We start from the raw sequence: 13,944 nt of genomic DNA on the forward strand, positions 1-13,944 counted from the left end.
GCCGACCATGACCGACCCCGCCGACATGGGCGCCGCGGCACTCGCCGCCGCCTTCGCCGCGAAGACCCTGTCGCCGTCGGAGGCCTGGGCCGCGGTGGAGCGGCGCGTCGCCGCCTGGGAGCCTCGGATCGCCGCCCTCTACGCCTTCGATCCGGAGGGCGCGTGGGCCGCGGCCGCGGCCTCCTCGGCGCGCTGGGCCGCCGGCGCGGCGCTGGGTCCGCTCGACGGCGTGCCCGTCACCGTGAAGGAGCTGATCGCCACCCGCGGCGTGCCGGTGCCGCGCGGCTGCGCCGCCACCCCGCTCGTGCCGGCGGAGCGCGACGCGCCCCCGGCGGCGCGGCTGCGCGAGGTGGGCGCGGTGATCTTCGCCAAGACCACATGCCCCGACCACGGCATGCTGTCCTCGGGACTGTCGTCCTTCCACCCGCTGACCCGCAACCCGTGGAACATCGCCCTGAATCCCGGCGGGTCGAGCAGCGGCGCGGGGGCGGCCGCCGCGGCCGGCTACGGCCCGATCCACGTCGGCACGGACATCGGCGGCTCGATCCGCCTGCCCGCGGCCCTGACCGGCACGGTCGGCTTCAAGCCCAGCCACGGCCGCGTCCCCGTCGACCCCTATTACCTCGGCCGCTGCGCCGGCCCCATGACGCGGACGGTGCGGGACGCGGCGGTCGCCATGGCGGCGCTGTCGCGGCCCGACGCGCGCGACGACACCGCCCTGCCCCCGAGCGACATCGCCTGGGACGCGCTCGACGCCGACCCGCGCGGCCTCCGCATCGGCCTGATGCGCGAGGCCGGCTGCGGACTGCCGGTCGATCCCGAGGTGGCGGCGGCCGTCGAGGCGGCGGCGCGCGCCTTCGCCGACGCCGGCGCCACGGTGGTCGAGGTCGCCCCCGTGATGACGCGCGACCTGCTCGACGGGCTCGACCGCTTCTGGCGCGCCCGCGCTTGGTCGGAGATCGGCGCCATGCCGGACGAGGATTGCAACAAGGTCCTCCCCTACATCCGCGCCTGGGCGGAGGGCGGCGCCGGCGTCACCGGCACGGCGGCGCTGCGCGGCTACGAGGCCACCAACGCGATGCGGCGCGCCTGCGGGCGGGCCCTCGACGGACTCGACGCCCTGCTGTCGCCGACCATCCCCGTCGTGTCCTTCCCGGCCGAGGCCGCCTCGCCGGTCGACGACCCGGCGCGCCCCTTCGAGCACATCGCCTTCACGGTCGCGTGGAACATGGGCGAGCAGCCGGCGGTGTCGCTGCCCTGCGGGTTTTCGGCCTCCGGCCTGCCGATCGGGCTGCAGATCGTCGGCGCGCGCTTCGCCGACCTCGCGGTCCTGAGGCTCGCCGCCTTCTACGAGGGCGCGCGCGGGTTCGGTCTGCGTTGGCCGGAGCCGGCGTAGATTCTTCTGCGCAAGCGCTTGCGCGCCGTTATTCCGCCGTTCATCTCCGGTTAGGGTGCACTGCAACATGAACGGCGCGACGCGCCCGCCGCCGTGCTGCGGAGGCGTGCGAGGACCCGCGCAGGGTCGGGGCGCAGAGTGTCGGAGAGGTTCCCATGAGCCGCAACACCGTGATCGTCGTCGAGGACGAGCCCCTCGTGCGCCTGACCTCCGCGGAGATGTTCGCCGAGGCGGGCATCAACGTGGTCGAGTTCACCGACGGCGACGCCGCCATGGACTACCTCCGCGACCACAAGGGCGACGTGGCGGCGGTCTTCACCGACGTCTACCTGCAGGGCGACACCGACGGGCTGGAGCTGGCCGGCATCGTGTCGGAGGTGTGCCCCGACATCGCCGTGCTGGTGACGTCGGGTCAACGCGCAGGCCGGGCCGAGCGGCTCGGGCCGAGCGTGCGCTACGTCCCCAAGCCCTGGCACCCCGCCGACGTGCTCAACACGATGCGGGACGCGGTGCGGGCCGCCGCCTGACGGAGGCTGGCCTTGTCGCCGGGGATCGAGTCTAAGGGGGGCGTCGCTCCCGCGGGCCTGATCCGAGCCTTGGCCGCCCCACACCTCCGCCGCTCCGGCCCCGCCACGGCCGCGCCCCGCACGCCCGTGCCGCGCACGGCCTCGCTGCGCACCGTGATCGGCCTCGCCTTCGCGCTGATCCTTCTGGCCTCCGGCGGGGCGCTGGTGTGGCTCGACCAGCGCGCGACGCTGCACCTCCTGCAGGATCAGATCGACGGCCAGTTCGACGTACTGGTCAAGGGCGCGGCGACCCAGATCGAGGACCAGTTCGACAGCGCCGACGCGGCGCTGAACACGCTGGCGCTGAGCCCGCCGTCGGGCGACCCGGACAGGGTGGGCGCGGTGCTGGCGCGCGTGCTCGGCAGCGTGGCGGTGTCGTCGCCCGCTGTCCTGTCGATCGTCACGGCCGACGCCGCGGGTCGTTACGTCATGGTGCAGCGCTCGCTTCACGGCGCCGTCCGGGCCAACAAGCCGCCGCGCCCCGTCTACGATGTCCGCATCGGCGAGCCCGGCGAAGGCGGCTCCGTCGAGCGGGTGATCGGGCTCGGGGCCGACTTCGGCGAGGTGAGCCGCAGCGCACCGGCCCCGGTCGACTTCGACGCCCGCCGCCGCCCCTGGTACACGCTGGCCGTGGACGCGCCGGCGGCCGTCACGACGCCCCCCTACCTGTTCCGCGGCGGGACGGGACGCTACGGCTTCAGCATCAGCCGCCGCATCGAGGGCGACCCCGGCCGGGTGTTCAGCCTCGACGTGCGGCTCGACAGCCTGTCGCTCAACCTGAAGCGCGGCCTCGTCTTCCCCGGCCAGCACGTCGCCGTCTTCTCGCCCGACGGCTCGATCCTCGGCGACTCGGCGGGGCGCCCGGCCGACCGGGCCGCCATCGCGCGAGGGCTGCGCGGCGCGGCCGAACCGGGCTCGCCGGACCTCGACCTCGACCGGGCCCTCTACGGCGCCTACCGGGCCGACCCCGCCGCCCACGACCAGGCCGTGACGGTCGGCGGGCGGACCGTCTACGCCAACATCGCCCCCGTGACGGTCAACGGCACGAGCCTGGTGATCGCCAGTTCGGTGCCGGCCGACGTGTTCGACGGACCGGCGAACCGGCTGCTGCTGTGGTCGCTCGGCGTGCAGGCGGCCGTCATGGCGGCGGGCTTCGTGCTGGTCGACCTCGCGGCGCGCTCCATCGCCCGGCCGATCGGCCTCCTGGCGGCGGACGTCGAGGCGATCATCCAGTTCCGGTTCAGCGCCCGGTCACCGCCGGCGAGCCGCATCCGGGAGATCCGGCGCCTGCTCGGCGCCGTCGACACGCTGGACCTGACGCTGAGGGCCTTCTCGACATACCTGCCCGAGCGCTTCGTGCGCGCCATCGTGGACCGCGGCGAGGCGCCGGCGCTCGGCGGGCAGCGCCGGCCCGTCGTGGTGATGTTCTCCGACGTGCAGGGCTTCTCCGGCATCGCCGAGACGATGTCGCCGGACGAGCTGATCCCGCAGCTGTCGCGCTACTTCGCCGAGATCAGCGCCGAGGTGCTGGCCTCCGGCGGCATCCTCGACAAGTTCATCGGCGACAGCGTCATGGCGTTCTGGCCGCTCGACGCGTCGGACCCCGGCTGCGCGGCCCGCGCCTGCGCGGCCGTCCTGTCCGCCTGCCGGCGCGTCGACGCGCTCAACGCCGTCTTCATCGCGGAAGGGCGGCCGGCGCTCGTCACGCGCTTCGGGCTGCACGCCGGCGACGCCATGGTGGGCAGCGTCGGCACGGCGGAGCGCATGAACTACACGGCGCTCGGCCACACGGTGAACGTCGCCTCGCGCATTGAGCAGCTCAACAAGCGCTACGGCACGAGCGTGCTGGTGAGCGCGGCCCTGCGCGACGTGGCGGGGCCGGGCTTCCGCTTCCGCCACATCGACGACGCGGAGGTGCGGGGCACGCAGGACCGCGTCGACGTCTACGAGCTGGCGCCGGCCGAGGCCGCGTGACGGCCGCTCACTCCCGCGGCAGGCCGTCCCCGGACAGGTCGCCGACCACGTAGGAGCGGACGCGGGTGCGGCCGTGGCTGGTGTCGCGGGTCGGCCCGGTCAGGCTCGGGGCGTCCTGGCGCGTGCCCGGCATGGGGCTGCTCTCCCGGGCCGTGTCGCCTAGGCCCGGCATCGCGGCCGCGTAGGCCGCGTCGGGCGTGGTGGCGGGCCGGGCCGCGGGCGGGCGGTAGCCGGCGGGGTCGGGCGGCACGACGGAGCCGGGCTCGATCGAGGCGGTGTCCATCGGCCCGTCGAACAGCGGCTGGTCGGCGCGGCTGGCGGCGAAGCCGCCCGTGGCGCTGCCCGACGGCGTGTAGGCCATCTCGCGCGCGCCGAGCGGCTCAGGCCCGGTCAGGCCGTCCCAGCCCTCGCCGCGCCAGCCCGCCGAGCGCTCCTCCATGTCGACGGCGCCGTCCCGGTCCAGGATCTCCAGCACGCGGTCGTAGGCGGCGCTGTCCGTGTCGACCGCCACCGCGAAGCCGCCGCGCCGCAGCCCCTCGGCATACATGTGCCGGTCCTCGTCGGGCACGAAGAAGTCCTTCAACGACTCCCAGAAGCCGTGCGGGTGCGGCGGCTCGGCGGCCGTGGCCTGGCCGCCGGCGACGCGGACCGACCCGGACGGCACGCCCGCCGCGACGAGGTCGTCGCGCGCCCGGTCGGCCGCGTCCTGCGTGTCGAAGAAGGCCGTCACCGCGCGGGGCGAGGCGTCGCGTCCCGCGTCGAGCGGCGTGGTGTCGGTCATGTCGTCGTAGGCCATGGCGCGGGTTCCCTCGGGCGCGGCGCCCGGCACGGGTGGAAACGGGCGCCCGGCGGGCGGGTTCCACGGGCACGGCGCCGCCACGCGCCCGCTTAAGCGGGCGTTCATGCTTTTCGGCGATTCACCATCCGACACCGAATTCCGAGACCGTCCCATGAGCGCCACAGCCGCCCTCACGGCCGCGACCTTCCCCTGCCTGATCCGCGTCCTGGCCGACGAATACACGCCCGCCTCCGTCGCGGCCGACCCGTCGGACGCGTCACGCCTCGACCTCGTGCGAGCCGCGGACGGCAACTACGCCACGCCGCCCCTGGCCGCCTTCGGCGTGCTCGCCGCCGCGGCGGCGGCGAGTTCAGCCGGCGTTCAGGCCGGCCTCTACGGGCTGCGGCTCGGCGGGTGAGCGCCCGGCGACGCCGGGCCGGGTCCACAGCCCCGCGCGCGTCGTGCCGACGATCCGGTAGAGCGAGGGCTGCGCGGCCCCGATGCCGACGTGCCACAGCTTGCGCCACGCCGGGGTGGAGATCCGCGTCGCCCAGGGGTCGGGCGAGAAGCGCACGCGGCGGCCGATCTCGCGGTACACCCGCAGCGCCGTCGCGACCGCCCAGGCCGAGCGCCACGGCAGCCGCGCGATGCCGACGCGGGCCGACGCGTAGTAGCGCTCCGCCAACTCCAGCAGCGCGTGGGTCGCCTCCACCACCGCGCGGCGGTTCGCGGGGTCGAGCACGAAGCCGGGCGACACGCTATCGCGCCCGAACAGCTCGGCCGGCAGGTAGACGCGGCCGATGCGGGCGTCGTCCATCACGTCGCGCGCGATGTTGGTGAGCTGGAAGGCAAGGCCGAGGTCGCAGGCGCGGTCGAGCACGGCGCCGTCGTCCGGATCGACGCCCATGATGACCGCCATGGTGACGCCCACCGCGCCGGCGACGCCGTAGCAATAGGCCAGCAGCTCGGCGAGGGTGCGGTAGGTCCGCCCCTCCACGTCCATGCGGAAGCCGTCGAGGATGTCGAGCGGCAGCTGCGCCGGGATGCGGTGCTTGGCGGCCACGCGGGCGAAGGCCGCGAATGCAGGGTCCCCCTGCGGCACGCCCGCCAGCGCGTCGCGGGTCCGCCGCTCCAGCAGCGCCAGCCGCTCGGCCGCCGTGCCGTCCCGCTCGACGGTGCCGAGTCCGCCGGCCTGCCCGTCGATCACGTCGTCGCAGTGGCGGCACCAGGCGTAGAACAGCCGCGCCGAGTCGCGCGTGCCGGGCTCGAACAGCCGCGCCGCAGCGGCGAAGCTCTTCGAGCCCGCCTCGATCGACTGACGGCTCGCTTCGGAGACGGCATCGTTCACGGGTCCCACGGGAATGCGTGCTCCAACCTCAGGATCCATGTCGGGACGACGGCTCGACGCTGGCGGGTGCACGCGTTTGCGTGTGCGCCTTCACGCTGGCGCGATCCCGGCGGTGGCCAGCGCCTCCGCGGGGGCCGGCGCGGCCAGCCCCGCGTCGGCCAGCATCAGCGAGGCGGTGGCCTTCGCGGAGCCGACCACGCCCGGCACGCCCGCGCCGGGGTGGGTGCCGGCGCCGGTGAAGTACAGGCCGCCGATCACGCCGTCCCGGTTGTGCGGGCGGAACCAGGCGCTCTGCGTCAGGATCGGCTCCAGCGAGAAGGCCGAGCCGTGGTGGCTGTTCAGCTCGTCGCGGAACTCGAAGGGCGTCAGCATGCGCGAGGTGACGAGGTCGCGCTTGAGGTTCGGGATGTAGCGATCCTCAAGGTAGTCGAAGATCCGGTCCCGGTACTTCGGCCCCTCGACGGCCCAGTCGATGTCCGCGGTGCCGAGGTGCGGCACCGGCGAGAGCACGTAATAGGCGCTGTGGCCGGGGGGCGCGAGCGACGGGTCGGTGGCGTTGGGCGCGTGGAGGTAGAGCGAGAAGTCGTCGGCGAGCTTGTCGGCCCCGAAGATCTCGGCGATCAGCTCGCGGTAGCGCGGCCCGAAGCAGACCGTGTGGTGCGCGAGGCCGCGGTGGTCGCCCTTGAGGCCGAAATAGACCACGAAGAGCGACATGGAATAGCGCTTCTTGGCGAGGCGCTTGGCCTCGTCTTGCCCGCGCGGGTCGTGGCGCAGGAGGTCGCGGTAGGTGTGCATGACGTCGGCGTTGGAGGCGACGTAGTCGGCCGGCAGCCGCGTGCCGTCCTCCAGCGCCACGCCGGTGACGCGCCCGCCTTCCGTGCGGATGTCGCGCACGGCCGCGTTCAGGCGCACCGTGCCGCCGAGGCGCTCCAGCAGCGCGATCATGCCCCGGATCAGCGCGCCGGTGCCGCCCTTCGGGAACCACACGCCCCACTTGCGCTCCAGCGCGTGGATCAGCGCGTAGATGGCCGAGGTGCGGAACGGGCTGCCGCCGACTAGCAGCGTGTGGAACGAGAAGGCCTGCCGGAGGTGGTCGTCCGTGATGAAGCGCGCCACGAGGTCGTAGACGTTGCGGTAGGATTCGAGCTTCACCAGCGCGGGGGCGACGCGCAGCATGGAGCGGAAGTCGAGGAACGGAACGGCGCCGAGCCCGATGTATCCCTTCGCGAACACCGCCTCCGAGAAGGCGAGGAACTTGCGGTAGCCCGCGACGTCCTTCGGCGACAGCTTCGCGATCTGCCGGTCTAGCTCCGCCTGATCGTTGCTGTAGTCGAAGACCGTGCCGTCCTCCCAGCACAGGCGGTAGAACGGGTTCACGGGCAGCAGCGTGACGTCGTCGCTCATGCGCTGGCCAGCGGCGGTCCACAGCTCCTCGAGGCAGGTCGGGTCCGTGATGACGGTCGGGCCGCCGTCGAAGGTGAAGCCCTCGTCCTCGTACACGTAGGCGCGCCCGCCCGGCTTGTCGCGCTTCTCCAGCACGGTGACGTCGAAGCCGCCGGCCTGCAGCCGGATCGCCAGGGCGAGGCCGCCGAAGCCGGAGCCCACCACCACGGCCTTCGGCCGCGTGCCGTCGGACCTGGAAGCGGGCTTGAAGGGAGCGTTCATGGGGCGGTCGCCAGGGTTGTGGGCTCGCGCAGGCAGCGCAGCGCGCGGAAGATCGGCACGGGCGGCTTGCCGGTCAGCACCCGCGCCTTGTCATAGAGGGTCGAGCGGCCCGCGTAGAAGCGCGACACGAGGTCCGGGGAGAAGTGGTAGAAGCGCTCGATGAGGCTGTAGCGCCGGTCGGGCTCGGCCGCCTTGAACAGCAGCCGGTCGAGCAGCCGGTAGAAGCCGGCGTCGCGCCAGCACTGCAGCGAATGGGCGCGCGTTTCCCGGTGGAGGTTCGCGGCCCGGAGGTCGCCGAGCGCGGCGATCCGGTCGGCGAGGCGCACGGCGTCGGGCAGCGAATAGCCGGTGGTGGCGTGGAACAGCGCGGCGCGCAGGCCGGAGCGCGGCACGCCGTTCGAGTCCGCCCAGTAGCGCTCGATGTCGCCGCCGAGCGCGATCGGCAGCACGCCCGCCTCATCGCGCAGCACGTCGGCCACCGTCCAGCCGCGGCGGCGGGCGTAGTCCAGCGCCTGGACGAGCAGCGCGTCCCGGTCGAGCGTCTGCCCGTCCGAGTAGTAGGTGTCCTCGATCAGCACGCTGTCGGGCGTGAAGGGCAGCGTGTAGACGAAGCGGAAGCCGTCGCGCTGGGGCACGGTGGCGTCCATGATGATAGGGTCGGCCTGCCCGTGCGGCGCGGCGGTCCTGACCTCGATGCCGTAGAACTTCTGGAAGGCGATCTGCAGGTGCGGCGAGGGCTTGAAGCCGCGCCCGTCGATCACCGCGTCGGCGCGGATCTCCTCGCCGGTGGCGAGCGTCACGCCGTCCGGCCGCAGCGCCGAGACCGTCACGCCCGTGCGGATGCGGCCGGCGTGCGCCGCCATGACGGCGCGCATGCGCTCGGCCGAGGCGGAGCGGTAGCCGAGCGGCAGCCGCCGCTTCAGCGTCGGGAACGCCACGGCGTAGCCGGGCCAGCGGGCCGCCACGAAGGGCTCCATCCAGAGCTGCTGCTCGGGCGACAGATCCTCGGCGTGGAACGACCAGGTGTGGTTGCCGCCGAGCTCCTCGCCGGCTTCGAGGATCGTCCAATCGACGTCGGGCCGGTCCGCCGCGAGCCTGTGGGCGATGAGGCTGTTGGCGAGGCCGCCGCCGACCAGGATCAGGCGCATGGAATCATCTGTCCCAGGTGGAGGGCCAGGAAGGCCGCGACCCGCCCCTCGTAGTCCGATCCCGCGAAGGACGCCATGTCGACGTGCCCGGCGCCCTCAACGATCCAGAGCTGCCGATCGCCCGGCGCGGCGTCGCACAAGGCGCGCGTTTCGGAGGGCGGCGTGAGCGGATCGGCGCCGCCGCCGATCACCAGGACCGGGCCGGGGTAGGCGCGGAGGGCTTCGATCGGCCGCAGGTCGGCGGGGTGCAGGCCCGTCATCCCCATACCGACCGCGGTGAAGAGCGGCGTCAGCCACGGCGCGGCGGCGCCGGCCACCAGAGCCATGCGGTTGCGGATGGCGCCGTCGATGGCGGCGAAGACCGATTCGAGCACCAGGGCGTCGACCGGGGCGGTCCGGCTCGCGAGAGCCAGGGCGGCGCCGCCGAGGCTGATGCCGAGGCCGCCGACCCGCTCGCCCGGACACTGGTGCCGCAGCCAGGCCAGGCAGGCCGCGACGTCCTCCGCCTCGCGCAGCCCGAGCGTCACGGAGGCGCCGCCGCTTTCCCCGTGGGCGCGCAGGTCGACGGCGAGGACGGCCGCGCCGCGCCGCGCCAGCATGGCCATGCGGGACGCGAGCACGCGCCGGTCGGACCGGATGCCGTGCAGCAGCAGGACGGCGCCGCCGCCGGGACGACCGGGCGCGAACCAGCCCGCCAGGGCGTGGGTGCCGCAGGGCACCGCGACCGTGCGGGCGCCGAGCCCCGCCGGCGGCGGTCCCACGACGGCGGGCGTCGCGGCCGTGTAGCCCCGCACCGCCACGACGATGGCCGTCAAGAGCGACAGGACGAGCGCGGCGGGCACCGCGGCGAGGACGAGGAGGGCGATCATGCGGGACGGGTTAGCACGGCGGAGCGCGATGGGGCGCGCGGAGCGACCCGGCCCGAGCCGCCGATGCGGCGGCCGAGGGCCGGCATGGGCGGACGCGGTCCCGATCGGCAGGCGCTCCCGGAGCGTCCTCCCCGGCGCCGCTCAGGGCCCGACGGACGCAGCCGAAGCGGGCCGCCGCAGCAGGGTCGGGAGGCCGACGTGCCGGCTCAGCCGCAACGACGGCCCGTCGACGAGGCGCGTGAAGGCGACCGTCACCGCGACCGTGGGCACGATCCCCGCCACGACCGCGACCACGACCGCGGCCCCGTAGGGCACATAGCCCAGGGCAGCCGCGAAGGCGGCCGAGGCCACCGTGAACAGGACGGGGAAGTGGACGAGGTACAGCCCGAAGCTGTTGTGGCCGAGGGCCTGGACGGGCCGGCTCCCGAGCAGGCGCCAGAACGGCGGGAACAGCATGGTCCCGGTGAAGAACAGCAGCGCCGCGTAGAGGCTCTGGAGGTGGGTGTCGCCGCTCCACAGCTTGAACAGGCCGGGGGCGGCCAGCCAGGCCGAGATCCAGCGCCAGGGCGGGTTGGTGCAGGCCCACACGCCGGCCCAGAGCGCCACGGCGCCGACGACCCTCCAGCCGGTCGACCTCTGCACCGCGGGCCATCCCGGCGACTGCCACGCCAGGGCGAAGAGGTGGCCGGCCACGAAGGGCAGCAGGGGGTTGCGGCTCAGCAGCGCGGTGAGACCGAGGGCCAGGCCCAGGTGGGCCCGCGGCGGCGCGAGGTGCCGGACCGCCGCCAGCAGGGCGACCAGAACCGACCCCCAGAACTCCAGGTGGAGCGACCACAGCGGCGGGTTCAGGGTGTGCCCGATCCCGTCGGACGGGAACACGCTCCACACCGCCTCCGGCAGGGCGCTAGTTTCCCGGTAGCCGAGCACCATGCCGCTCCCCAGCGCCTCGCGCAGGACCTCCGCGGCGCTCGTGTCGGCGTTCATCAGGCCGGACAGCCAGTAGGAGTTCGACAGCGCACCCGCCTCGACGTGCGCCCTGGGCCAGACCGACAGGAGCAGGGCGGCGAGGGCCAGGGACGCCGCCATCGGAATGCCGAGCCGGACGGTCCGCCTCAACGCGGCCGAGCCGAGCGCCAGCGGGTGACGGCCGAAGGCCAGGGTCAGGACGGTGCCGCTGATGGCGAAGAACAGGTACACCGAGAAGGTGCCGTCGAAGGGGAAGAAGTAGGGCGCGCGCAGGAAGCGCCGCTCCCAGCCGAAGTGGACGAGGCCGGGGTCCTGCGTGCCGAGCCCCGGCAGGAACGCCGCCGCGTAATGCAGCAACACCACCTGAACCGCCGCCAGTCCGCGCAGGCCGTCGAGGAAATCCAGGCGGCCCGGCCGCACGGAGGCCCCCGCGGTCACGCTCGTCTCGCCCGAACCCATCCTCACCTCGCTCCGGAGACCGCGGCCGCGCGCGACGCCGCAGTCCTGCGACCGGCAGCCGGCCCGCGGCCCGCACCGCGGACCGTACCACCGCCGGTTCGCGCCGGACAATCCGGCATGCCGGACGCGGCCTGCCCGGCCGAAGGCGCGCGAGACGGCGGCCGCTAGCCAGCCCCGGCGCGGGCCGCTATCCTCGGCGCGACGGGCTGCCGCATGCGGCGGCCCGGTGCGCCGGCGCGGCACGGGGGTGCGACGGCCGAGGGTGGACGGACTCGCGGATGCTGCACGCTGTGGACCGACTCCGGCACGCCCGCATCCTCATGTACAGCCACGACACCTTCGGCCTCGGCCACCTCAGGCGGTGCCGCGCCATCGCGCATGCGTTGGTCGAGCGCTTCAAGGGCCTTCAGGTCCTGATCGTGTCGGGCTCGTCCATCGCTGGTGCCTTCGAGTTCCGCACCCGCGTCGACTTCCTCAAGATCCCCAGCGTCATCAAGCTCTACAACGGCGAATACACGCCCCTGGCGGAGCACACGGCGCTCGACGGCACGCTGGCGCTGCGCCGCCAAGTGATCCAGTCCACCGCGGAATCCTTCGAGCCCGACATCTTGATCGTCGACAAGGAACCGCTCGGGCTGCGGGGCGAGATGGAGCCGACGCTGCGCTGGCTGAAGGCGCGCGGCACCACGCTGGTGCTGGGCCTGCGCGACGTCATGGACTCGCCCGCGCTGCTGTCGGCCGAATGGGCGCGCGCGGACGTGCTCGGCAAGATGGAGGAGCTGTACGACGCCGTGTGGGTCTACGGGCCGCGCGACTTCCACGACCCGCTCGACGGCCTCGACGCTTCGGCGTCCCTGCGCGGGCGTGTCGAGTGGACCGGGTTCCTGCGCCGCGAAGTGCCGTCCGGCCCGGCGCCGACCCTGGCCGCCCTGCCGGCCGACGCGCTGCTGGTGACGGTGGGCGGGGGCGGCGACGGCGCCGAACTGATGCACCAGGTCATCGCGGCCCACGACCACGATCCCACGCTCGACTGGCCGATCGTGCTGGTGCTCGGCCCCTTCATGCGGGCGGAGGAGCGGGACGACATCCGCCGCCGCGCGGCGTCGCACCGGGCGATCCACCTCGTCGACTTCGACAACCGCCCCGAGATCCTGATGGAGAGCGCCGCCGGCGTCGTGGCCATGGGCGGCTACAACACGTTCTGCGAAATCCTGTCGCTCGACAAGCGCGCGCTGATCGTGCCGCGCGTCCGACCCCGCGAGGAACAGCTCATCCGTGCCCTGCGCGCCGCGTCGCTCGGCCTCGTCGACTGCATCCGGCCCGAGGAGGCGGCCGATCCGGCCCGGCTCGCCGCGGCCCTGCGCGGCCTGCCGCGCCGGGCCGTGCCGTCCCGCGCGCCCTACCGCCTCGACCTCGGCGGGCTCGACCGCGTCGCGGACCTCGTCGGCGGCATCATGGCGAGGCGGACGCGCGGACGCGCGGCGGGGACGGCCGGACGAGCGGAGTGGGCGTGACCAGTCCCCTCGTCTTCGTGCTGAAGGGCTACCCGCGCCTGTCCGAAACCTTCATCGCCGAGGAGATCCTGGGCCTCGAGCGCCGCGGCTTCGACATCCGCATCGTGGCGCTGCGGCGCCCGACCGACGACCGCACGCATCCGGTGCACGCCGAGGTGTGGGCGCCCGTCTCCTACCTGCCCGAGTACCTGCACGACGCCCCTTTGCGCGTCCTGGCCGCCTGGTGGCGGGCGCGCCGCCGCCCCGGCTACCGCGCAGCCCGCGCGCAGTTCCTCCGCGACCTGCCGCGCGACCTCACGCGGAACAGGTTCCGCCGCTTCGGCCAGGCCCTGGTGCTGGCCGGCGAGCTGCCGGAGGACGTCCGGCACCTCCACGCCCATTTCATCCACACGCCGGCGAGCGTGGTCCGCTACGCGAGCCTGATCGCCGGCCTGCCCTGGACCTGCTCGGCCCACGCGAAGGACATCTGGACGAGCCCGGATTGGGAGCTGCGCGACAAGCTCGCCGCCGCGCGCTGGACCGTGACCTGCACCCGCGCCGGCCGCGACCGCCTCGACGCGTTGGCGCCCCTCGAAAGCCCGGTGCGCCTCAACTATCACGGCCTCGCGCTCGACCGCTTCCGGCCGCTGCCCGCCCTGCGCCCGCGCCGCGACGGCGCCGACCCGGCCGACCCAGTGCGGATCCTGTGCGTCGGCCGCGCCGTGCCGAAGAAGGGGCTCGACACCCTGCTCGACGCCCTGGCGCTGCTGCCGCAGGGTCGCCACTGGCGCCTCGTCCACGTCGGCGGCGGCCCCGAGCTGAAGGCGCTGAAGCTGCGCGCCGCAGCGGCCGGCCTCGCGGCCCGCGTCGACTGGCTCGGGCCGCTCGATCAGGCGGCCGTGCTGGACCAGTACCGCGCGGCCGACCTCTTCGCCCTGCCCTGCCGCGTGGCGGGTGACGGCGACCGCGACGGCCTGCCCAACGTGGTGGTCGAGGCGCAGAGCCAGGGCCTCGCCGTCGCCTCGACGGCGGTCGGCGGCGTGCCGGAGCTGGTCGAGGACGGGATCAACGGCCTCCTCGTGCCGCCGGATGACGCTCCCGCGCTGGCGGCGGCGCTCGACGCCCTCGTCACGGACCCCGACCGCCGCCGGGCCCTCGGCCGGGCCGGGCAGGCCCGGGTGGCGAGGCACTTCGACTCCGCGGCGAGCCTCGACGCCCTCGCGCTTCTCTTCCATGATGTTGGGACAGGCCGGGCGACGGCCGACGCGGCGGCCGAATAGCG

Annotated in this window: 12 protein-coding genes; 6 read left to right on the forward strand and 6 right to left on the reverse strand. The window is 74.4% G+C overall.

Going from position 1 to position 13,944, the window contains the following annotated elements; translation table 11 throughout:
- The first annotated feature begins 7 nt into the window (after positions 1–7).
- The 3 genes from L7N97_RS01140 (at position 8) to L7N97_RS01150 (ending at position 3,936) form a co-directional block, all read left to right on the forward strand.
- Complete coding sequence (locus L7N97_RS01140; protein ID WP_237476551.1) at positions 8–1,396, forward strand: amidase; 1,389 nt, start codon at positions 8–10, stop codon at positions 1,394–1,396.
- Between the two features lie 155 nt (positions 1,397–1,551).
- Positions 1,552–1,923, forward strand: coding sequence for a response regulator (locus L7N97_RS01145; RefSeq protein WP_237476552.1), 372 nt, complete (start codon positions 1,552–1,554; stop codon positions 1,921–1,923).
- A 69-nt stretch (positions 1,924–1,992) separates the two neighbouring features.
- Positions 1,993–3,936, forward strand: coding sequence for an adenylate/guanylate cyclase domain-containing protein (locus tag L7N97_RS01150; RefSeq protein ID WP_237476553.1), 1,944 nt, complete (start codon positions 1,993–1,995; stop codon positions 3,934–3,936).
- Positions 3,937–3,943: 7 nt separating this feature from the next.
- On the opposite strand, the gene L7N97_RS01155 is transcribed toward L7N97_RS01150, so the two are convergent.
- Positions 3,944–4,732, reverse strand: a complete 789-nt coding sequence (locus L7N97_RS01155; RefSeq protein WP_237476554.1) for a hypothetical protein — start codon at positions 4,730–4,732, stop codon at positions 3,944–3,946.
- Between the two features lie 154 nt (positions 4,733–4,886).
- Here L7N97_RS01155 and L7N97_RS01160 point away from each other — a divergent pair, with 154 nt between their 5' ends.
- Entirely contained in the window at positions 4,887–5,132 is a 246-nt protein-coding gene (locus L7N97_RS01160) for a hypothetical protein (RefSeq protein WP_237476555.1), read from the forward strand.
- Here the strand turns inward: L7N97_RS01160 and L7N97_RS01165 are convergent.
- The 5 genes from L7N97_RS01165 to L7N97_RS01185 form a co-directional block, all read right to left on the reverse strand.
- Positions 5,085–6,062: a phytoene/squalene synthase family protein gene (locus L7N97_RS01165; protein ID WP_237476556.1), complete on the reverse strand. Its 978-nt coding sequence runs from the start codon at positions 6,060–6,062 to the stop codon at positions 5,085–5,087. The genes L7N97_RS01160 and L7N97_RS01165 overlap by 48 nt on opposite strands.
- Before the next feature lie 90 nt (positions 6,063–6,152).
- Positions 6,153–7,727: a phytoene desaturase gene (locus L7N97_RS01170; protein WP_237476557.1), complete on the reverse strand. Its 1,575-nt coding sequence runs from the start codon at positions 7,725–7,727 to the stop codon at positions 6,153–6,155.
- Positions 7,724–8,875 (reverse strand): lycopene beta-cyclase CrtY, encoded by a 1,152-nt coding sequence (crtY, locus tag L7N97_RS01175; RefSeq protein WP_237476558.1) that lies wholly within the window; start codon positions 8,873–8,875, stop codon positions 7,724–7,726. The genes L7N97_RS01170 and crtY overlap by 4 nt, the downstream gene beginning before the upstream one ends.
- Positions 8,866–9,744, reverse strand: coding sequence for an alpha/beta hydrolase (locus L7N97_RS01180; protein WP_237476559.1), 879 nt, complete (start codon positions 9,742–9,744; stop codon positions 8,866–8,868). Before L7N97_RS01180 ends, crtY begins: the two co-directional genes overlap by 10 nt.
- Before the next feature lie 141 nt (positions 9,745–9,885).
- Positions 9,886–11,148 (reverse strand): acyltransferase family protein, encoded by a 1,263-nt coding sequence (locus L7N97_RS01185; protein WP_237476560.1) that lies wholly within the window; start codon positions 11,146–11,148, stop codon positions 9,886–9,888.
- A 299-nt stretch (positions 11,149–11,447) separates the two neighbouring features.
- Between L7N97_RS01185 and L7N97_RS01190 the strand changes: the two genes are divergently transcribed.
- Positions 11,448–12,683 (forward strand): glycosyltransferase family protein, encoded by a 1,236-nt coding sequence (locus L7N97_RS01190; protein WP_237476561.1) that lies wholly within the window; start codon positions 11,448–11,450, stop codon positions 12,681–12,683.
- Positions 12,674–13,942: a glycosyltransferase family 4 protein gene (locus tag L7N97_RS01195; protein WP_428980942.1), complete on the forward strand. Its 1,269-nt coding sequence runs from the start codon at positions 12,674–12,676 to the stop codon at positions 13,940–13,942. Before L7N97_RS01190 ends, L7N97_RS01195 begins: the two co-directional genes overlap by 10 nt.
- Positions 13,943–13,944 lie beyond the last annotated feature (2 nt).

It is taken from the genome of Lichenibacterium dinghuense (assembly GCF_021730615.1).
Taxonomy (GTDB): domain Bacteria; phylum Pseudomonadota; class Alphaproteobacteria; order Rhizobiales; family Beijerinckiaceae; genus Lichenihabitans; species Lichenihabitans dinghuensis.